This window comes from Nocardioides sp. JCM 18998 (genome assembly GCF_055391535.1).
In genome coordinates this window covers 2,634,555-2,655,162 of sequence record NZ_AP043886.1, presented here as the reverse complement: position 1 = coordinate 2,655,162, position 20,608 = coordinate 2,634,555, and the positions used below count along the sequence as shown (strand labels likewise).

Annotated in this window: 14 protein-coding genes; 9 read left to right on the top strand and 5 right to left on the bottom strand. The window is 70.1% G+C overall.

The window, feature by feature from the left end:
• Window positions 1-131: 131 nt before the first annotated feature.
• From ACZ5L9_RS12385 to ACZ5L9_RS12370, 4 genes are read left to right on the top strand one after another with little or no spacing between them, the layout of a single operon-like run.
• Entirely contained in the window at window positions 132-1,409 is a 1,278-nt protein-coding gene (locus tag ACZ5L9_RS12385; protein WP_464528088.1) for a magnesium transporter MgtE N-terminal domain-containing protein, read from the top strand.
• Window positions 1,402-1,914, top strand: a complete 513-nt coding sequence (locus tag ACZ5L9_RS12380; RefSeq protein WP_464528087.1) for a DUF1003 domain-containing protein — start codon at window positions 1,402-1,404, stop codon at window positions 1,912-1,914. The genes ACZ5L9_RS12385 and ACZ5L9_RS12380 overlap by 8 nt, the downstream gene beginning before the upstream one ends.
• A gap of 35 nt (window positions 1,915-1,949) precedes the next feature.
• Entirely contained in the window at window positions 1,950-3,110 is a 1,161-nt protein-coding gene (locus tag ACZ5L9_RS12375) for an Mrp/NBP35 family ATP-binding protein (RefSeq protein ID WP_464528085.1), read from the top strand.
• Between the two features lie 7 nt (window positions 3,111-3,117).
• Window positions 3,118-3,447 carry a sec-independent translocase gene (locus tag ACZ5L9_RS12370; RefSeq protein ID WP_464528083.1) on the top strand — a complete coding sequence of 110 codons (330 nt, stop codon included), beginning with the start codon at window positions 3,118-3,120 and terminating at the stop codon, window positions 3,445-3,447.
• A 46-nt stretch (window positions 3,448-3,493) separates the two neighbouring features.
• Here the strand turns inward: ACZ5L9_RS12370 and ACZ5L9_RS12365 are convergent, their stop codons facing one another.
• The gene (locus ACZ5L9_RS12365; protein ID WP_464528081.1) at window positions 3,494-4,027 is read right to left on the bottom strand and encodes a hypothetical protein; all 534 of its coding nucleotides are present in this window, start codon (window positions 4,025-4,027) and stop codon (window positions 3,494-3,496) included.
• A 19-nt stretch (window positions 4,028-4,046) separates the two neighbouring features.
• Between ACZ5L9_RS12365 and ACZ5L9_RS12360 the strand changes: the two genes are divergently transcribed.
• The 3 genes from ACZ5L9_RS12360 to ACZ5L9_RS12350 all read left to right on the top strand — a co-directional run bounded on the left by ACZ5L9_RS12360 (window position 4,047) and on the right by ACZ5L9_RS12350 (window position 5,893).
• Window positions 4,047-4,586, top strand: coding sequence for a phosphatase PAP2 family protein (locus tag ACZ5L9_RS12360; RefSeq protein WP_464528079.1), 540 nt, complete (start codon window positions 4,047-4,049; stop codon window positions 4,584-4,586).
• A gap of 138 nt (window positions 4,587-4,724) precedes the next feature.
• Window positions 4,725-5,375: a LysM peptidoglycan-binding domain-containing protein gene (locus ACZ5L9_RS12355; protein WP_464528077.1), complete on the top strand. Its 651-nt coding sequence runs from the start codon at window positions 4,725-4,727 to the stop codon at window positions 5,373-5,375.
• A gap of 5 nt (window positions 5,376-5,380) precedes the next feature.
• Window positions 5,381-5,893 (top strand): Rv3235 family protein, encoded by a 513-nt coding sequence (locus tag ACZ5L9_RS12350; protein WP_464528076.1) that lies wholly within the window; start codon window positions 5,381-5,383, stop codon window positions 5,891-5,893.
• Between the two features lie 62 nt (window positions 5,894-5,955).
• On the opposite strand, the gene secA is transcribed toward ACZ5L9_RS12350, so the two are convergent.
• A complete protein-coding gene (secA, locus tag ACZ5L9_RS12345; protein WP_464528074.1) occupies window positions 5,956-8,817 on the bottom strand; it encodes a preprotein translocase subunit SecA in 2,862 nt (953 codons plus the stop codon).
• 63 nt (window positions 8,818-8,880) lie between these two features.
• On the bottom strand, window positions 8,881-10,101 hold the full coding sequence (locus ACZ5L9_RS12340; RefSeq protein WP_464528072.1) for a winged helix-turn-helix domain-containing protein: 1,221 nt from the start codon (window positions 10,099-10,101) through the stop codon (window positions 8,881-8,883).
• A 184-nt stretch (window positions 10,102-10,285) separates the two neighbouring features.
• On the opposite strand from ACZ5L9_RS12340, the gene ACZ5L9_RS12335 reads away from it, so the two are divergent.
• The gene (locus tag ACZ5L9_RS12335; RefSeq protein WP_464528070.1) at window positions 10,286-14,554 is read left to right on the top strand and encodes a hypothetical protein; all 4,269 of its coding nucleotides are present in this window, start codon (window positions 10,286-10,288) and stop codon (window positions 14,552-14,554) included.
• A 141-nt stretch (window positions 14,555-14,695) separates the two neighbouring features.
• On the top strand, window positions 14,696-19,030 hold the full coding sequence (locus ACZ5L9_RS12330; protein WP_464528068.1) for a sulfatase-like hydrolase/transferase: 4,335 nt from the start codon (window positions 14,696-14,698) through the stop codon (window positions 19,028-19,030).
• A 61-nt stretch (window positions 19,031-19,091) separates the two neighbouring features.
• Here ACZ5L9_RS12330 and ACZ5L9_RS12325 read toward each other — a convergent pair whose 3' ends face one another.
• A complete protein-coding gene (locus tag ACZ5L9_RS12325; protein ID WP_464528066.1) occupies window positions 19,092-19,772 on the bottom strand; it encodes a response regulator in 681 nt (226 codons plus the stop codon).
• Window positions 19,773-19,886: 114 nt separating this feature from the next.
• Window positions 19,887-20,504: a ribosome hibernation-promoting factor, HPF/YfiA family gene (gene hpf / locus ACZ5L9_RS12320; RefSeq protein WP_464528064.1), complete on the bottom strand. Its 618-nt coding sequence runs from the start codon at window positions 20,502-20,504 to the stop codon at window positions 19,887-19,889.
• Between the last annotated feature and the right edge of the window lie 104 nt (window positions 20,505-20,608).

Sequence of the window (20,608 nt, the reverse complement as noted above, 5' to 3'; positions counted from 1 at the left end):
TGGGGGACGAAAAGGAGACAGTCACCATAACAGCCGTCACTCCTGCCACAGCGTCAAGCGTTCGAGCAGCTTTCGCAGGGGATTCACAGCGCGCGTGCGAACGCACTGGACGCGCCCGGTAGCGTGTCGCCGTGAGCACCGCCCCCGTCCGCGTCTTCGTCGCCCGTCTGGCGGGTCTGCCGATCTTCGACCCGCAGGGCGACCAGGTGGGCAAGGTCCGCGACGTCGTCGTCACCATGCGCGGGGACCGCTCGCAGCCGCGCGTCCTCGGCCTGGTCGCGGAGGTCTTCGGCCGGCGTCGGATCTTCGTGCCGATGACGCGGGTGACGAACATCGACAGCGGGCAGGTCTACACGACCGGGCTGCTCAACCTGCGCCGCTTCGAGCAGCGCACCACCGAGACCCTCGTCATCGGCCAGATGATCGACCGGCAGGTCACCATCACCGCGGGCGGCCCGCTCAACGGCATCACCGGCACCGTGTACGACGTCGCCATGGAGCAGGGCCGCACCCGCGACTGGGTGCTGTCGCGGCTCGCCGTCCAGGAGAGCAGCAAGCGCGGCCCCGCCGCGCTGCGTCGCCGCGGCCAGACCCACGTCGTCGAGTGGCGCGACGTCGACGGGCTCTCCGAGCGATCCGCCACCCAGGGCGCCACCCACCTGCTCCAGGCGATCGCCGAGATGAAGGCCGCCGACGCGGCCACCATGATCCAGGACCTGCCGCCCGAGCGGCGCGGCCAGGTCATCGCCGCCCTCGACGACGAGCGGCTCGCCGAGCTCCTCGAGGAGCTCCCCGAGGACGACCAGGTCGAGATCATGGCGCTGCTCGACTCCGAGCGCGCCGCCGACGTCCTCGAGGAGATGTCACCGGAGGACGCCGCCGACCTCATCAACGACCTGCCGCCGGAGACGGCCGCCCAGCTCCTCGAGCTGATGGAGCCCGAGGAGGCCGAGGACGTCCGGCGCCTCATGTCGTACGCGGAGAACACCGCCGGCGCCATGATGACGCCCGAGCCGGTCATCCTCGGGCCTGACGCGACGGTGGCCGACGCCCTCGCGCACGTCCGCAACGCCGACCTCACCCCGGCCCAGGCCGCGGTGGTCTACGTCTGCCGTCCCCCGCTGGAGACGCCGACCGGGAAGTTCCTCGGCATCGCGCACATCCAGCGTCTGCTGCGCGAGCCGCCCTCGTCCCTGGTCGCCGGCGCCCTCGACGAGAGCCTCGACCCGCTCAAGCCGACCTCGAGCCGCGATCACGTCGCCGCGATGATGGCGACGTACAACTTCGTGGCCCTCCCGGTGGTCGACGAGCACGGCCACCTCGTGGGCGCCGTCACCGTCGACGACCTGCTCGACCACATGCTGCCGGAGAACTGGCGCGACCGGGAGCGGGAGGAGAGCGATGAGTGAGCCCCGCGCCCGGCTGGACGTGCCGCAGGAGAAGCGCACCCCCCTGATCCGCCGCCCGCGCTTCTCGCCCGACGCGTTCGGGAAGTTCGCCGAGGAGTTCGCCCGCTACATGGGCACCGCGAGCTTCCTGCTCTTCATGACGATCTTCGTCGTGGTCTGGATCGTCACGAACCTCACGCCGTGGAAGTTCGACGAGTACCCGTTCATCTTCCTGACCCTGATCCTGTCGCTGCAGGCCTCCTACGCCGCCCCTCTGATCCTGTTGGCGCAGAACCGGCAGGAGGCCCGCGACCGGGTCCTCGCCGAGCAGGACCGGCGCGTCGCCTCGCAGGCCCAGGCGGACATGGAGTTCCTCGCCCGCGAGATCGCCTCCCTGCGGATGGCGCTCGGTGAGGTCGCCACTCGTGACTACCTCCGCTCCGAGCTCCGCTCGCTGCTCGCCGACCTCGACGAGCGCGGCGAGCGCGGCGGCACGCAGGCGTCGTCCGAGGACGAGGCCGGATAGCGGACGCTCTCCGCCCACGCCGTACCCTTGGCGGCGTGAGCACCCTCCTCGACCAGGTCAACGCCGCACTGGCGACTGTCAACGACCCGGAGATCAAGCGCCCGATCACCGAGCTCGGCATGGTCGAGTCCGTCGCGGTCTCCGACACCGGCGTCGTCTCCACCAAGGTGCTGCTCACCGTCGCGGGCTGCCCGCTCAAGGACACCATCAACCGCGATGTCACCGCCGCGGTCTCGAAGGTGCCCGGGGTCACCGAGGTGCAGCTCGAGCTCGGCGTGATGAGCGACGAGCAGCGCACCGCGATGCGCAACAGCCTCACCGGCGGCGCCGCCCAGCGCGAGATCCCGTTCGCCCAGCCCGGCTCGCTGACCAAGGTCTTCGCGATCGCCTCCGGCAAGGGCGGTGTCGGCAAGTCCTCGACCACGGTCAACCTCGCCGTCGCGATGGCGAACCTGGGTCTCAAGGTCGGCCTCGTCGACGCCGACATCTACGGCCACTCGATCCCCGCGATGCTGGGAGTCGCCGACTCGCGTCCGACCCAGGTCGACGACCTGATCATGCCGGTCCCGACCGCCTCGGGCGTCTCGGTGATCTCCATCGGCATGCTCAAGCCGCGTCGCGACCAGGTGGTCGCCTGGCGCGGCCCGATGCTCGACCGCGCCCTGCGCCAGATGCTCGCCGACGTCTACTGGGGCGATCTCGACGTCCTCCTCCTCGACCTGCCCCCGGGCACCGGTGACATCGCCATCTCGCTCGGCCAGCACCTGCCCAACGCCGAGATCGTCGTGGTGACCACGCCGCAGGAGGCCGCGGCGGAGGTCGCCGAGCGGGCCGGGACGATGGCCGAGATGATGCACCAGCGCGTGGTCGGCGTCGTGGAGAACATGTCCTACCTCGCCTGCCCCCACTGTGCGGAGGAGGGCAAGGAGCACCGCATCGAGATCTTCGGTGCCGGTGGAGGCGCGCGGGTCTCCGAGACGCTCTCGCAGCGCTTCGGCACCGCTGTGCCGCTGCTCGGCCAGGTGCCGCTGGACACCTCGCTGCGCGAGGGCGGCGACGTCGGCAAGCCGATCGTCGACTCCGACCCGACTGCTCCGGCCGCGACCGTCCTCGCGGGCATCGCCGAGAAGCTCGCCGGTCGGGGCCGCGGCCTCGCCGGCATGCAGCTCGGCCTCACGCCGTCCAACAAGTTCTGAGCCTGCCATGTTCGGGATCGGCTTCCCCGAACTGCTGGTGATCGCCTTCGTGGCGATCCTGGTCTTCGGTCCGGACAAGCTGCCGGAGGTGGCTCGTCAGGCCGCCCTGCTCGTACGCCGTGGTCGGGCGGTCGCGAACAACGTCCGCGACGAGCTGCGCGCCGAGCTCGGCCCGGAGTACGCCGATCTCGAGCTCACCGACCTCGACCCGCGCCGCTTCGTGGCGCGTCAGGTCCGCGAGGCGATGGACGCGGCCGACGCGGAGGAGGCGGACCTCATGACCACGACCCGGCTCAGCACCGGCGAGCTCCCACCGTTCGACGTCGACGCCACCTAGGCCGACTCGGCCCTCCCGCACCGCCGACTCGGCCCTCCGGCACGACTCACTCGCGGCTCTGCACCGCGGCCAGCGCCTCGAAGGCGACCAGCCGGAGCCGACCGGCGTCGTCCACCTCGGCGAAATCGGCCCCGACGCGTCGCAGCACGCCGTCGTAGCGACCACCGGCCGTCAGGTGAAGCAGGCAGCGCTCCCCGCTGTCGGCGAGACGACGCAGGGCCGAGCCGATGCCGAGCCGGGCGACCGCCTCCCACGCGACGGCCGGGACCGCGCGCTCGGACGCCCCCGCGACGCTCCCGATCGCCGCCTCGCGCACGATCCAGTCCTGACCGGCCGCCGAGCTGAGCAGCAACCAGCCGGTGGCGACCCGCTCGAGGGTGCCGTGGAGCAGCCCGACGCCGCGCACGTCCAGATCGATCTCACGCCCGACGCTCGCCATCAGCCGCCCGGCGAGCGTGACCTGCTGGTACTCCGCGCGGCTGCGGTCGGCGAGCTCGGCCGCGCGGTCGGCGGCGAAGGCGGCCGACGCCTGCGACTCGAGGTCGTCGAAGAGCGTGAAGAGCTCCTCCTCCCAGGACATGGCTGAGAGCCTATGGGTCGTGACGGTGGATGCGCGGTTGATGGAGTGGATCGCCGCGCACCGCGGGCCGCACGCCACCGACGTCGCACAGGCGTTGATGGCCGGCAGCGACGGCCGTGTCCTCGGCATCGCGATGGCGATCGTGTTCGCGATCGGCATCGCCCTCGGGCAGGTCGCCGCGCTCTGGACGACCGTGGCCGCCGCCGCAACGGCGAGCGCGGTGGCGACCGCACTCAAGGACGTCATCGACCGCGCCCGCCCACCGGCCGAACTCGCGCTGGTCACCGTCCACGGCAGCTCCATGCCCTCCACCGTCGCCGCCCTCGTCTCCGCGGGCGCGATCACGCTGGTGCTCACCGTGCGGTGGCCGAGCGCCGTGCTGCGACGTCTTGTCGCGGCGCTCGCGGGCACCCTTGTGCTCCTCATCTGCGCCGCGATGCTCTACCTCGGGGCGCACTGGCTCACCGACGTCCTGGCCGGCTGGCTGATCGGCGGCGTGGTCGCGGCCGTCGCCGTGGTGGTCTTCGCGCGCCTCAGCGGCACCCGCATCGCGCTCTGATCGCCCACCCCCGCGACCACCCCCCCGCGACTGCGCCGCGCTGGTGCGAGTTATCCACAGGCCCGACAGCGGGAGCGTTGACAGCACACGCAAACAAGCGTGAACTAAACAAACCAACGCAAACGCAAGGATTCTGGGATGAACACCTCGCCGCGTCACCTCCGCCGTCAGATCCGCCTGCGAGCCGCTGCCCTCGCCATCGCCGCCACCGGGACGCTCGCCACCCTGGCCACCGCCCTCGTCCCGACCACCGACCTCGACCCGGCCCAGCCGTTCGCCGAGCTCCTCGGCCAGTGGTGCACGGTGGTGCTGCTCGGCTGCGCCGTCTGGGCGTGGCTCGTCACCGTCGCGGTGCTCCTCGAGGCTGTACGGACCGCGGCCGGCGACCCGGCGGCCGCCGGTCCGCTCTCGGCGCGCCGGTTCGGTGCTCCAGCCGCGTACCGTCGCCTGGTGCTGAGCGCATGTGGGCTCGCGCTCGCGGCCGGCGTCGTCTCCCCCGCGCTCGCGACGCCCGGCCCGGTGCACCTGGTGCCCCCACCGGTCGCCACCGTGCATCCGGTGGATCCCGTGATCGACGAGCCGCGGACCAGGCCACAGGCCGGCGAGATCGTGGTGCGATCGGGCGACTCGCTGTGGCACCTCGCCGCGGAGCGGCTGCCCGAGGACGCCGACAACGCGACGATCTCGCACACCTGGCACCGCCTCTACGCCGCCAACAGCGACGTCATCGGCGCCGATCCCGACCACCTCGAGCCTGGGCAGCGGCTGGCCCGTCCGCGGGCGTGGTGAGCACGATGAGCGTCACGCCGATCAACCGCCGCCGTGCCGTCCCGGTCGCCGAGGTCCAGGGCACCCTCGCACTCGATCTGCAGCCCCGTCGCGAGCCGCCCATCACCGCCGTCCCCGAGCAGCACGACCGGCCTGCTGCGGCGGCCGATGTCGTCCCGATCGAGCGCAGCCAGCGCCGTCAGCTGGACGCCTGGGTCGGCCGTTTCGGCCAAGCGGCGGTCGAGATCATCGGCGGCGACCGGCCGGTCACCCAGCTGCTGCGCTGGAGCAGCGCCGCGGTCTACGCCGAGCTCGAGCGCCGCGCCGACGTGGTCGGACGGGCCGGCCACCACAAGCCGGGACAGAGCCGGGTCCAGCCCGTGCGCCCCAAGGTGGTCAGCGTGCACTCCTTCTTCGTCTCGCCCCTGATCGTCGAGACCAGCATCCACGTCCGCTACGGCCTGCGCTCCCGCGCCCTCGCCGCCCGCTTCGAGGCTGAGCGGGGTCGCTGGATCTGCACCGCCCTGCAGTTCGCCTGAGCCACGGAAATGCCGCGCGGGCCTCGTCCCGGAGGACGAGGCCCGCGCGTCGGATCAGTCGATCAGCGCTTCGCGCCCGGCGCGCCGTGGCACTGCTTGAACTTCTTGCCCGAGCCGCAGGGGCACGGCTCGTTGCGGCCGACACCCGCGTACGGGTCCTCGGCGGCCTCGGTGACGACAGCCGCCTGACCGTTCTCGCCCGGGGCGGTGTAGGTCAGCTGCTGCGGCTGCGCGACCCGCTCCAGGCCCTTGGCCCGGAACGCCGGGGTGACCGGCGTGGTGTCGTGATCGTGACCGTCGTGGTCGTGACCGTCGTGATCGTGGTCGTCGTGATCGTGGTCCTCGTGACCGTCGAGCTCGTCCTCGTCGTCCTCGACGGAGCCTTCGTCGGGCAGGCCGGAGATCGAGAGGTGCTGGTGGTCGCCGTGGTCCTCGACCTCGACCTCGAGGTTGAACAGGAAGCCGACGGCGTCCTCCTTGATGCCGTCCATCATCGTGGCGAACATCTCGAAGCCCTCCTTCTGGTACTCGACCAGCGGGTCACGCTGGCTGTACGCACGAAGGCCGATGCCCTCGCGGAGGTAGTCCATCTCGTAGAGGTGCTCGCGCCACTTGCGGTCGAGCACCGAGAGCAGCACCTGCCGCTCGAGCTCGCGCATGACCTCCTCTCCGACCTGCTCCTCGCGACGGTCGTACGCGGCCTGGGCGTCCTCCTTGAGCGCGGCGATGATCTCGTCGCGGTCCAGGTTCGCCTTGTCGCCGACCTCGTCGATGAAGCGCTCGGGGCCGAAGGAGACGGGCCACAGCTGGCGAAGGTCGGTCCACAGCTGGTCGAGGTCCCACTCCTCCGAGAAGTCCTGGGTGCCGCCGGTGACGATGCTGGTCACGGTGTCGTCGAGGAACGAGCGGACCTGCTGCTCGATGTCGCGCCCCTCGAGGACCTCGCGGCGCTCGCCGTAGACCACCTTGCGCTGGCGGTCCATGACGTCGTCGTACTTGAGGACGTTCTTGCGGGACTCGAAGTTCTGCCCCTCGACCTGACCCTGCGCGGACGCGATCGCGTTGGTGACGCGCTTGTTCTCGATCGGCATGTCGTCCGGGATCTTCAGCATCACCAGGATGCGGTCGACCCAGTCGGACTTGAAGAGCCGCATGAGCTCGTCCTGCAGCGACAGGTAGAAGCGGGACTCGCCCGGGTCGCCCTGACGCCCGGAGCGACCGCGCAGCTGGTTGTCGATGCGGCGCGACTCGTGCCGCTCGGTGCCGATGACGTAGAGGCCGCCGAGCTCCTTGACCTCGTCGTGCTCGGCGGCGACCTGCGCCTTGAAGGTGTCGACGGTGTCCTGCCAGGCCGCCTGGTACTCCTCGGCGGTCTCGCCGACCGGCTCCAGACCGCGCTTGCGCAGCGCCTGGTCGGCGAGGAACTCGACCGAGCCGCCGAGCATGATGTCGGTGCCTCGACCGGCCATGTTGGTCGCGACCGTGACGGCGCCGCGGTGGCCGGCGAGGGCGACGATCTTGGCCTCGTCGGCGTGGAACTTGGCGTTGAGGACGGAGTGCGCCACCCCGCGCTGCTTGAGCTTCTGGCTGAGGTACTCGGACTTCTCCACCGAGACGGTGCCGATCAGGACCGGCTGGCCCTGCGCGTTGCGCTCGACGATGTCCTCGATGACGGCGTCGTACTTGGCCTCCTCCGTGCGGTAGACCAGGTCGGCCTGATCGGCGCGGATCATCGGCTTGTTCGTCGGGATCGGCACGACGCCGAGGCCGTAGATCTTGTCGAACTCACTCGCCTCGGTCATGGCCGTACCGGTCATGCCGGAGAGCTTCTCGTAGAGGCGGAAGTAGTTCTGCAGGGTGATGGTCGCGAGGGTCTGGTACTCCTCCTTGACCTCCACGCCCTCCTTGGCCTCGATCGCCTGGTGCAGGCCGTCGTTGTAGCGCCGACCCGAGAGGATGCGGCCGGTGTGCTCGTCGACGATGAGCACCTCGCCGTCGGCGACGACGTACTCCTTGTCGCGGCGGAACAGCTCCTTGGCCTTGATGGAGTTGTTCATGAAGGAGATCAGCGGGGTGTTCACGCTGTCGTAGAGGTTCTCGATGCCGAGGTGGTCCTCGACGACCGTGATGCCGTCCTCGAGCACCGAGATCGTGCGCTTCTTCTCGTCCACCTCGTAGTGGACGTCGATCTGCATGTTCGAGGCGATCCGCGCGAACTCGTCGTACCACTTCACGTCGTCCTCGGTGGGACCACTGATGATGAGCGGCGTACGGGCCTCGTCGATCAGGATCGAGTCGACCTCGTCGACGCAGGCGTAGAAGTGGCCACGCTGGACCAGGTCGTCGATCGACCCCGCCATGTTGTCGCGCAGGTAGTCGAAGCCGAGCTCGTTGTTGGTGGCGTAGGTGATGTCGCGCAGGTACATCTCGCGGCGCTGGGGCGGCGTAAGGTCGGGGGTGATGACGCCGACCGTCATGCCGAGCCAGTTGTAAACGCGGCCCATCATCTCGGACTGGTAGGTCGCGAGGTAGTCGTTGACGGTGACGACGTGGACGCCCTCGCCGGCGATGGCGTTGAGGTAGGCCGGCAGGACGGCCGTCTGCGTCTTGCCCTCACCGGTCTTCATCTCGGCGATGTTGCCGAGGTGGAGCGCGGCGCCGCCCATGATCTGGACGTCGTAGTGGCGCTGACCGAGGACGCGGCGGGCCGCCTCACGGACGGTGGCGAACGCCTCGGGCATGAGGTCGTCGAGCGCCTCGCCGTTCGCGTACCGCTCCTTGAACTCGGCCGTCATGGCCTGGAGCTCCTCGTCGGTCATCTTCTCGAACTCGGGCTCGAGCGCGTTGACCTGCTTGGCGATCACTTCGAGCTGGCGAAGGATCTTGCCCTCACCGATACGGAGGATCTTGTCGAGAATGGCCACGAGGGCTAGCTCCTTGAGTTCACGGTACGACCAGCAGCTGCGTCCGGACGTGCTGCAGCGCACTTACTCTACCGGTGCGACAAGGGCGCTGAGTGCGGGAGCCAGGTCTCCGCGCGGCTCGACGCGGATCTCGCCCAGTCCGAGCCAGCCCGCGAGCCGTCCCAGCTCGGCCGCGAGGTGCTCCGCGGTGTCCGCCGGGGCACCCGGCTCGGCGTACGCGGCCTTGACGATCAGTCGTGCGGTCGCACGGTCGGCCTTGAGGTCGACGCGGCCCACCACCCGGTCGCCGAGCAGGAACGGCAGCACGTAGTAGCCATGCACCCGCTTGTGCTCGGGCGTGTAGATCTCGATCCGGTAGTGGAAGTCGAACAGCGCCTCGGTGCGGGCGCGCTCCCACACGACCGGGTCGAACGGGCTGAGCAGCGCTCGCGCGCCGACCCTGCGCGGGAGGCGGGCGTCGCGGTGGAGGTACGCCGGCTTGGCCCAGCCCTCGACCCGCACCGGCCGGAGCTCGCCGTCCTCCACCAGCGTCGCGACGGCGGCGGCGGTCTCGGTGGCGCCCATCCGGTAGTAGTCGGCCAGGTCCTTGATCGTGCCGACCCCGTGCGAGCGGGCGGCGCGCCGGACGAGCTCGCGCTGTGCCTCGGCCAGGGTCGGTGTGGGCTGGTCGAGGATCGCGTGCGGGATCACCCGCTCGGGCAGGTCGTAGCGGACCTCGAACTGGCTGGTCCGGCCCGCGATCGCCAGGTCGCCGGTGGTGTAGAGCCAGTCGAGCACACGGCGGGCGGTCGACCAGTTCCAGCCCCAGTGCTCCTTGGCGCGCGGCAGCCCCTCGTCCAGCTCGCGCGCGGTGGCGGCGCCGCCGTCCCGGATCTCGGCGAGCAGGCTGTCGACCAGGCCGGGCTCGGCATCGACGATCGACCACTTGCCCTGCCGTTGCCGGTAGAACTCCATCCGGTGGCGCATCACCGGCCACAGCTCGACCGGCATGAAGGCCTGCACGTGTGCCCAGTACTCCACCAGCCGGCGCTGACGCTGGCCGGTGGAGGCGCGGCGCAGCAGATCGACGTCGTAGGGACCCATCCGCGCGTAGAGCGGCATGAAGTGGGCGCGCTGCAGCACGTTGACGCTGTCGACCTGGAGGACGCCGGTGCGCTCGAGGGTGCGCTGCAGGGTCCGCATCGTCGGCGGGCGGCCGGAGGTCGAGCTCTTGTCGAGACCGTCGGTGAACCCCTGCGCCGCCAGGGCGATCCGGCGCGCCTGCGCGAGTGAGAGCGACTCCACGCGGCCGACGCTAGAGCAGGGGTCAGACAAGCCGGACGGTGGGCGGCGCGATCACTCGTAACGCCACGTTCGGAAACGGCCCTCCGAAGAAACAGTTGAGAGACACATGAGAAACACCTGACTCCTAGCGTCCAGCGGGCATGGCCGAACCCCCGCGGCCAGGCCCAACAGAACAGGAGAACAGGTGAACCCCACACCGCATCGCTGGCGCAGACTCGCGCTGGCTCCGCTGGCGGCACTGCTGGTGGCTCCGCTGCTGCCGGCGGAGGCCCACGCCGTGAGCCCCAGCCCGTCGCCGACCAGCCAGGCCGTCTCCCCCACGGTCACCTCCGACACCCTGCCGGATCCCACGGCCGTCGGCCCGTACGGCCACGAGGCGTTCCAGGAGGTCAAGCTGGGTCTCGCCGACATCGAGGAGCCGAACTCCAGCGGCGAGGCCACCACATACATTCCGCCGAAGTCTACCCAGGCGGCAGCCGCACCGGAGCAGCTCGAGATCCGCGGCCAGCTCTACACGCCGGACTACAGCAAGCGGACCACGCCGTCGCCGCTGATCTTCCTGGTGCACGGCAATCACGGCTCCTGCGACGTGGCGGCGCCGAACGGCACGACCACGCCGACCTGCACCGTCTACAAGCACAACGAGTCGGGCTACGCCTACCTCGCGCAGAACCTGGCCACCTGGGGCTACACCGTGTTCTCACTGTCGCAGGACCAGCTGATGCTGCGACAGGACGGCAGCATGGGCAAGGGCATGCACGCCCGGCGGATGCTGATCGCCGCCGCGCTGGACGCCCTCAGCAAGGCGAACAAGCCCGCCGGCCTGCCGGACGACGCGCACACCACCGTCGGCACCCTGCTCTCCGGTCACCTCGACATGTCCCGGATCGGCATGATGGGTCACTCCCGCGGCGGCGATGCGGTGGCCAATTTCCTCGACTACAACCGCATCCGCACCGACGGCCCGCGCTACCCCATCCGAGGCGTCATCTCGCTGGCCCCGGTGGACTACGAGCGCAAGGCGCCGTACGGCATGCCGTTCATGACGATCCTGCCGATGTGTGACGGCGACGTCTCCAACCTGCAGGGCGCGCGGCTCTTCGAGCGCAGCCAGTACATCAACCCGAACGACCCGTTCCCGCGGATCCAGGTGGAGCAGCTCGGCGCGATCCACAACTGGTACAACTCGGTCTGGTACGCCGACGGCTCGGCCGACGGCGAGACGAACAACGACGCGGCCTGCGGCAACTCCTACCCGTTCGCGGCGAACAACGTCCACCCGCACAACCTGCGGCTGAGCGGCTCCGCGTACTCCACCTCGGACATGAGGAACGCGATCGGCACCGCGACCCCGGACCCGTCGCTCACCGACCCCACCAAGAACTACCTGATCGACGACAACAACCTGCTCGACCCCACCAAGGACACCAAGATCTCCGGTGACCCGAGCCTGATGGGCGACCAGGAGCGGCTCGGTCTGGCCACGATGGCCGCGTTCTTCCGCCGCTACGTCGGCGGCGAGGGCGCGTTCCAGCCCTACATGACCGGTCAGCTGTCCGACAGCTCCACCGGCCTGCAGGTGCCGTCCAGCGCCTGCCCGACCAGCGCGAGCGGCACCGCGATCCCGTGCGACGAGCGCGTCAACACCACCTACTTCGGCGCACCCGGTGAACGCGTCGACGTGATCCGTCCGGACGTGCAGAACCCGCTCACCGAGAACGCGCTGGGCGGCACGCTCAGCGGCCAGGGCTTCAGCACCTACGACTGGTGCAACCCCGAGCCGACGCAGTTCACCCCGTCGACGCTCGGCATCTCCGGTCTGCCCACCGCGGCCAAGCCGTGTCCCCTGCCCGCCGCGACCGCCCTGGGCGGCCAGAGCAACGGCATGCGGGAGAACTCCCCGGTCAACGAGTCCTACGGCCGCCAGCTGTCGCTGGCCTGGCAGACGGGCACGCCCGCGAAGCTGGACGCCCGGATCCCGTCCACCTCGCAGGACATGAGCGGCTACAAGGCCCTCGCCATGGACGCCTCGGTCAACTTCTTCGACCAGAGCAACCCGGGCGCAGACAACCGTGGTGACAACACCAAGAACACCACCGCCTCCGGCTGCTCCACGGCACTGCCGTGCTGGCCGAACGAGAAGCCCACCTCGTACGACCCCGACGCGACCACGCAGGATTTCACCATCGTCCTGTCCGACACCGCCGGTCACACCGCCTCGGTGGACGCCAGCGACCCGCGCTGGGGCAACGCCCTGCACATGTCCACGGGCACCAACACGCCGAACACGCACATCGTGCTGGACCAGATCCGGGTCCCGCTGACCGAGTTCGCCGCCCAGGGCGTCGACCTCAGCAAGGTGGCGGGCCTCCAGCTGCAGTTCGGCGTCGACGGCACCCCGTCGTCCGGCTCCATCCAGCTGGCTGACGTGCGCTTCCAGGAGACCGCTGCGGGCTCACAGATCCTCTCCGACGGCGCGAACAAGGCGGACGGCGCCGGGTACGGCCCCGATGCCTCGACCGACCCGGCGACGTACCTCAACGCGTACGACGCTGCTCCGGGTCACGAGAAGCTGCTCGACGTGGTCGGCAACCCGAAGGGTGGCAGCGTCTGGACCGTCGACGACGACAAGGCGCAGTGCCCCAACGCGCAGTTCACCCACATCCAGGACGCGGTGAACTACGCCCAGCCCTGGGACACGATCGTGGTCTGCGCGGGCACCTACCAGGAGTCCTCGACGCCCAGCTCCAGCAGCGCGAGCCCGTCGGCCTCCGGCTCGACCAACGGCCTGACCATCAACAAGCCGCTGAAGATCAAGGGCGCCGGCGCGGACAAGGTCACCATCGAGCCCGACCAGTCGGTCAGCTCGCTGGCCGGCCAGACGCCCTACCTGCGCGACGGCGGCGGCAACGTCATCACCGTCTCGCGCCAGTCGCTCGGCTCCACCGACACCAACGAGCTGTTCGTCGACATCTCGGGGGTGACCGTCACCTCGGGTGACACCTGGGCCGAGGCCGGCATCGCCTACTTCGGCGCCGCCGGACGGGTCGCGAACTCGGTCGTCGGCCCGATGAGGTCCGCCACCACCGCCGGCGAGCTGGCCGCGCACCCGCACGGCTGGGGCATCGTCAAGACCGGCTGGGTGCAGGGCGCCGGTCCGGGCACGGTGGAGAGCGAGCTCACCGTCGCCAACAGCGTCGTCAAGGGCTACCAGTCCGGCGGCATCCTCTTCGACGGCGCACGCGGCACGGACGGCAGCCCGGACAACCTCGTCCGGACCGGCATCCGCAACCACGGCTACGTCAGCGACACCGTGGTCGAGGGCAGCTCGAGCACGCTGTTCCCGCAGACCGGGGTGCAGTACACCTCCGGCGTCACCGGCTACGTCAACGGCTCCCGGATCAGCGGGAACGACGACCAGTCCGATCCGTCGACGTCGGTCGGCCTGCTGCTGACCGACGCCGGCACCGACGTCACCGGCGCGCTGACCGGCTCGGGCGACTCGATCACCGGCAACGGGTTCGCGGTCTACAACGCCGCTGCCGACCGGAGCGCCGTACGGACGGGGGCGCCGTTCGTCCTCACCGGCTCCTACGTCGGCACCGCGGCCCCGGTCTCGGGCGGCCCGGCCGATCCGACGGCGGGCACCGAGGCGATCTCCGGCCCCGGTACGGACGGCAACGCCTCGGTCACGCTGGTCAGCCGCTCGTCGCAGCCGCTCGCCGCGGTCCCGACGACGTACGGCCCGATCGGTGACCGGGCGCCGACGGCGGTCCTCGCCGATGTCACCGACGGCTCGCAGGTCGCGGTCGACGAGGGGCTCGCGCCGCTGGCCCTCGCGTCCGACGACTTCGCGGTCTCCTCGGCGGCCCTGCTCGTCAACGGGCGGACGGTCGCGACCGAGACGGTGGCGCCGTACGAGTTCGACTGGACGCCCGACGCGTCCTACGACGGTCGAACCGTTCGGCTCGCGACCGTGGTGACGGACTCCTCGGGTCAGACCACCACGTCGCTCCCGGTCAGGGTGCGGGTCGGCGAGCCGGCCCCGAGCGACCCGAGCGGAACCCCGAGCGGAACCCCGACGGGCACGCCCACCGAAACGCCGACGGGCACGCCCACCGGCAGCCCGACGGGAACCCCGAGCACCGGCACCACCACCACCACCCCGACCGTGCACGTCGGCGGTGTCACCCACCACACCAAGAGGGGCACGGCAAGCATCACCGTGGCGGTCAACGGTCCGGGCACGGTGACGGTCCGCGGCGCCCACGTGGTCGCCCAGACCGTCTCCGCGACGGGCACCACGACCGTCCCGATCAAGGTGAAGGGCAAGCTCAAGGCGAAGCTGGCCAAGCACCGCTGGGTGACGGTCCGCGTGACCATCACCTTCACCGCCGCCGACGGCACCCGGGTGACCACGAAGCAGGTGGTTCACCTCAAGCGCCGCAGATAACACCTCGCGAAAACGAGAAGGGCCCCCGCCACAGCGGGGGCCCTTCCTCGTCTCACAAACTACAAATTCAAGTAATTTTCTTAACTTAGGCCATACGATCACTTTTTATTCAGATCGGATGCCTCTCTTAAGGACCCCCGGATGTCACGCACGAACGGCAGTCGACCTCGGCTGACGCTCCTCACGATCCTCGCCCTCGCGGCGCTGCTGATCGCCGGCCGCCCCACCATCGCCGCAGCCGCCGACGACTCCCCCGCGAAGCCGAACATCGTGTTCATCCTGATGGATGACTTCTCTCTCGAGCTCCTGGCCACGATGCCCGAGGCCCAGCGGATGAAGGCCGAGGGCGCGTACTACGACCACTCGTACGTCGTGGACTCGCTCTGCTGCCCCTCCCGCTCCGCCACGCTGACAGGTCAGGCGCCCCACCTGACAGGGGTCCGCACGAACTCCGACGGCGATCCCAACAATCCGACCGGCGGCTACGACGCCTTCATCGCGCACGGCAACGAGTCGAAGCAGTTCAGCATCGCCCTGCAGGGCGCGGGCTACACGACGGGCTTCGTCGGCAAGTTCCTGAACGGCTATCAGGACGCCAACGGCACCGCCGACAAGATCGACGGCTGGGACGACTGGAACGCCATCTTCGGCACCGGCTACAACGGCTGGGGCTTCGACTCGGCCTCCCTCGACGCCGACGGCAACGTGACGATCCAGTCCCATCCCAAGCCGGCTCTGGCCACCACCACGCCCGCGCAGCGTGACGCCCAGTACTCGACGAACGTCGCCTCCGATCTCGCCGCGAGCTTCATCACCAAGCATGAGGACAGCGACAAGCCGTTCTTCCTCGAGGTCGCCACGTACGGCACGCACGGCCAGATCAAGGTCGCCTACCCGAACACGTACTCCACGTTCCCTCCCGCCTTCGCCGACCAGGCGCCACCGGGCCAGCTCGACGGCGGCAACTGTGGCCTCGAGCAGTGCACCGACCTCACCCTGGCCGACCTCAAGGGCTACGAGGATCCGCGGGCGGACAACGCTCCGACCTACCTGAACGCCGACGGCACCGTCTCGCCCGCACCGGCCTGGCGGACGAATGCGATCACGCTCACCGACCAGGCGGCGCTGCGCAAGTACCGTGACCGTGCCCGGATGGCGCAGTCGATCGACCGGATGATCACGCGTCTGCGGGCGATGGCCCCACCGGACACGTACTTCGTGCTGACATCCGACAACGGGTTCCACCTGGGCCAGCACCAGCTGAACACCGGCAAGGGCTCCCCGTACGATTCCGATGCCAACGTCCCGCTGGTCGTGGTGGGTCCGGGCATCGCACCGGGCTCGCGCGAGCAGTTCGTCGACAACACCGACCTCGCGCCGACCTTCGAGAGCCTCGCCGGCATCGCGACCCGATCGCCGTGGTGGTCGGGCAGCTCCTTCACCGACAGCCTCTTCGATGCCACCGCGGACGGGCAGGACTACTCGTTCTACGAGCACCTCGGTGGCGTGCAGCCGACCGCCGACGATCCGGACGGCGAGGCCGCCGGCGAGGGCGACATGGGCATCATTCCGTCCTGGGTCGCCGTCCGGAGCTCACGCGGGCTGTTGGCCCGCTTCGACCTGGACCCGACCTACACCGGCACGGACTACGCCTACGAGCTGTACGACTACCAGGGCGCGGACTTCGAGAAGACCAACGTGTTCGCCGAGGGCCACGGCGAACCCTGGGTGGCCGACCTGCTCCAGCGCCTCACCGCATGGGACGGCTGCGAGCCCGCGCTGTGCGAGCACCTGGCCTCGGCGGACTACAGCCTCGCGGCCGACCACACGGTCACCTTCGACCCGAACGGCGGGGTGGGCTCGCTGGACCCACTGACGGCATCGTCGGCGACGGCCCTGCCGGCGAACACCTTCACGCGGCCCGGGTACGACTTCGCCGGCTGGAACACCGCGAGCGACGGCTCCGGCACCTGGTATGCGGAGAAGGCTCCGTTCAGCTTCGGTGCCGACCAGACCCTGTACGCCCAGTGGTCGCCCACGGTCGGCCACCTCGTGATCAGCGAGGTCGCCCCGCTCGGCGGTGACGCCGGCGCGATCTCGAAGAGGGAGTTCGTCGAGCTCTACAACCCCACCACTGCTCCGATCACCCTGGACGGGAGCTACTGGCTCACGCTCCGCCTGGCCAACGGCAACGGTCTGGGCATCGCCGGCGCCAATGGCTTGAACGCCAACAAGAACCTTGCCCTGTCGGGCACCGTGCCCGCGCACGGGTACTGGCTGGTCGCCACCGCGTCCGGCCAGATTGTGGACCCGACCGCGACCGGGGACGTGCCCACGGTCGACCAGGCCGGCTACTTCGGGCAGAACGGCAACGCGGCCTTCGGTCAGAACGCCAGCGCCGTCCTGCTCAGCCACGACGACGCCATCAGCGGCGCTGCCCTCGCGACCTTCCAGTCCGACGTGGTCGACCTCGTCGGGATGGGGACGTCGCAGTCCGCCGAGGGCTCACCGGTCGTCGGAGGCGACGCCGCGCACACCGTGTCGCGCCGGTTCGTCGGATCGGTGGTCGTCGACACGGACAACAACGCTGCCGACTTCGCGCTGACGGCACCTGCTACGCCGACCAACGCGTCGTACAACCTCGCCTTGGGCACGCCGCACCCGGCCGACACGGACACCTTCCACAGCGGCACGGAGATCACGCCGTTCACGCCGACCACCGCGAGCGGCGGGGCCGGGAGCCTGGAGTTCTCCGCCACCGGCCTGCCGGTCGGGCTGCACATCAACCACCTCACCGGCCAGGTCACCGGCACGCCGAACGACACATCGGGCGCTTACCCGGTGACCGTGACCGTGACCGACGAGGCGGCCGTGCCGAACACCCGCACGACCGACGCCTTCACGGTCGCGCTGGCCGACCCGATCCAGCACACCGTGACCTTCGACCCCAACGGCGGTACCGGAGCCCTCGCCTCGCAGACGTCGGCCACCTCGGCGCTGCTCCCGGAGAACACCTTCACCCGCGAGGGCTACCGCTTCGGGGGCTGGAACACGGCCGCGGACGGGAGCGGGCGTGTCTACGCCCCCGGATCCGCGTACGGCTTCGGCTCGGATGTGACGCTGTACGCCCAGTGGCTGGCACCCGTCGACCACCTGGTCATCAGCGAGTTCGCCCCGCTCGGCGGTGACGCCGGCGCGATCGCGAAGAGGGAGTTCGTCGAGCTGTACAACCCGACAGACATCCCCATCACGCTGGACGGCGCCTACTGGCTCGCCGTCCGCCGGAACAACGGCGCCGCGTACGGGGTGGCCGACACCAACGGGCTGGATGGCAATCTCAACCTGCCCCTGAGCGGCACGGTCCCGGCGCACGGCTACTGGCTGGTGCTCACCGCCAGCGGGCAGAGCGTCGATCCGACGGCCACCGGCGACCTCCCCCGGGAGGACCAGTCCGCGTACTTCGGGCAGAACGGGAACGCCCCGGTCGGCAATCTGGCGAGCGTCTCACTGCTCGGCCAGGACGTCACGGTGGACGGTCTGAAGGCACTCGCGCCCGGCTCACCGCAGCTCATCGACGTGCTGGGCCTGAGCGCCAACGCGGGGAAGTACGAGGGCTCGCCCGTGACGCCGGACTCCCTTGCGACCCAGACGATCTCGCGCAAGTTCGTCGATGGCTGGATCCAGGACACCGACGACAACGCCGCCGACTTCGCCCTCACCTCGCAGGCCACCCCGACCAACTCGTCGTTCAACCTCGCACTGGGCACCCCGGCGCCCGCCGGACCCACGGCCGTGCTCGACGGCACCCCGATCGTCGCGTTCACGCCAACCACAGCCACCGGCGGATCGGGGGGCGTCACGTTCTCGGCCGCCGGCCTGCCGCACGGCCTGCAGATCGACCCCGCGACCGGTCAGATCAGCGGCGTCCCCGACGCCGAGACCGGCACGTACGCCGTCACGGTCACGGTGACGGACCACGCGACACCGACGCCGAACAGCCTCACTACCCGGCCGTTCGACGTCTCGGTGCAGGCCGGGCACACGGAGCCCCCGACCGGGAGCCCGAGCGCCACCCCGACCGGCAGCCCGAGCGCCACCCCGAGCGCCACCCCGAGCGCCACCCCGACGGGCACGCCCACCGGCAGCCCGACGGGAACCCCGACGACCGGCACCACCACCCCGACCGCCCCGACCGTGCACGTCGGCGGTGTCACCCACCACACCAAGAGGGGCACGGCAAGCATCACCGTGGCGGTCAACGGTCCGGGCACGGTGACGGTCCGCGGCGCCCACGTGGTCGCCCAGACCGTCTCCGCGACAGGCACCACGACCGTCCCGATCAAGGTGAAGGGCAAGCTCAAGGCGAAGCTGGCCAAGCACCGCTGGGTGACGGTCCGCGTGACCATCACCTTCACCGCCGCCGACGGCACCCGGGTGACCACGAAGCAGGTGGTTCACCTCAAGCGCCGCAGGTAACACCTCGCGAAACGAGAAGGGCCCCGCCACGGCGGGGGCCCTTCCTCGTGTTCGGTGGACCTCAGGGGATGTCGAGCAGCTTCTCGCGGACGGCGTACATGACCGCCTCCATCCGCGAGTGCAGCTGCAGCTTCTCCAGGATGTTGCGGACGTGGTTCTTCACCGTGTTCTCGGAGATGAAGAGCTGCTTGGCGACCTCGCGGTTGTTGAGCCCCCGGGCGACCAGGCGCAGCACCTCGAGCTCGCGCTCGGTCAGGCGCAGGCCACCGGGCGCCTCGCGCTCGGGACGTGACATCTGCTTGAACTCGTCGATCAGCTTGACCGCCATCGACGGGCTGATCAGCGACTGGCCGTCGGCGACCACGCGGACGGCCTGGGCGACCTCCTCGATTGAGGAGTCCTTCAGGAGGTAGCCCGAGGCTCCGGACTTGACCGCCTCGTAGAGGTCGGCCTCCTCGTCGGAGACGGTGAGCATGATGATCTTGGCCGAGGGGACGGCCTCCTTGATCGCGGTGCAGGCCTCCAGGCCGGTGCGCTTCGGCATCCGGATGTCGAGCAGGACCACGTCCGGGGCGACCGCTGCGGCCAGGGTGGCGCCCTCGTCGCCGTCGCCGGCCTCGCCGACGACCTGGATGCCGGGCTCCACGCCGAGCAGCATCGTCAGACCACGGCGGAAGAGCTCCTGGTCGTCGACGACCAGGACGCGGACGGGCTCGCCGCTGGAGGGGTTGGTGGGAGGCACCCCCGCATCATGACACGTCTTGGTGGGATGGACCCCTCCACACGTGCCGTACGGACAGCAGAACGGGGTGGCCCGCCTGGGCCACCCCGCTCCGTCCGGGCCTACCTGTTCGGGCTACCTGCCCACGTCCAGCGTGATGACGCCGTAGTCGTAGCCGCGGCGGCGGTAGACGACCGAGGGTCGTTCGGTCTCCTTGTCGACGAACAGGAAGAAGTCGTGGCCGACCAGCTCCATCTCGTAGAGGGCCTGGTCGAGGGTCATCGGATCGGCCGCGTGGGACTTCTCGCGCACCACCAGCGGTCCGTCGCCGAGGACGGAGATCGGACCGACCATCCGCTCGGTCGGCTCGGTGTCGTCCGCGGTGTCCTCGACGTCGATCGGGACGTCGGCGAGCGCCTGCCCCACCGAGACCGGGGCATGCCGGCCGTGGTGGACGCGGCGGCGATCGGCCGCCTTGCGCATCTGTGACGCCATCTTGTCGAGCGCCAGGTCGAGCGCACCCATCTTGTCCTCTGCGCAGGCCTCGGCACGGATCACCGGGCCCTTGGAGAAAGCAGTCAGCTCGACGTGCACCGCGCCCTTGTTCTGGCGCGGATTGGGTTCGCAATCGACCTCGACGTGCACCCTGATGATGCGATGGTCGTGCTTCTCCAGCCGAGTCAGCTTCTCGGCGACGTGCTCCCGGTAACGGTCGGAGACGTCGCAGTTGCGAGCCGTGATGACAACTTCCATGTGAACCTCCTGTAGCCCGACCTCAGGTCGGATTGGGATCGAGGCCCCGCAGGCCCCGAAGGAGAGGAGTCCGTCCGGCCGACCTGGTCTTCGACCCCACACTC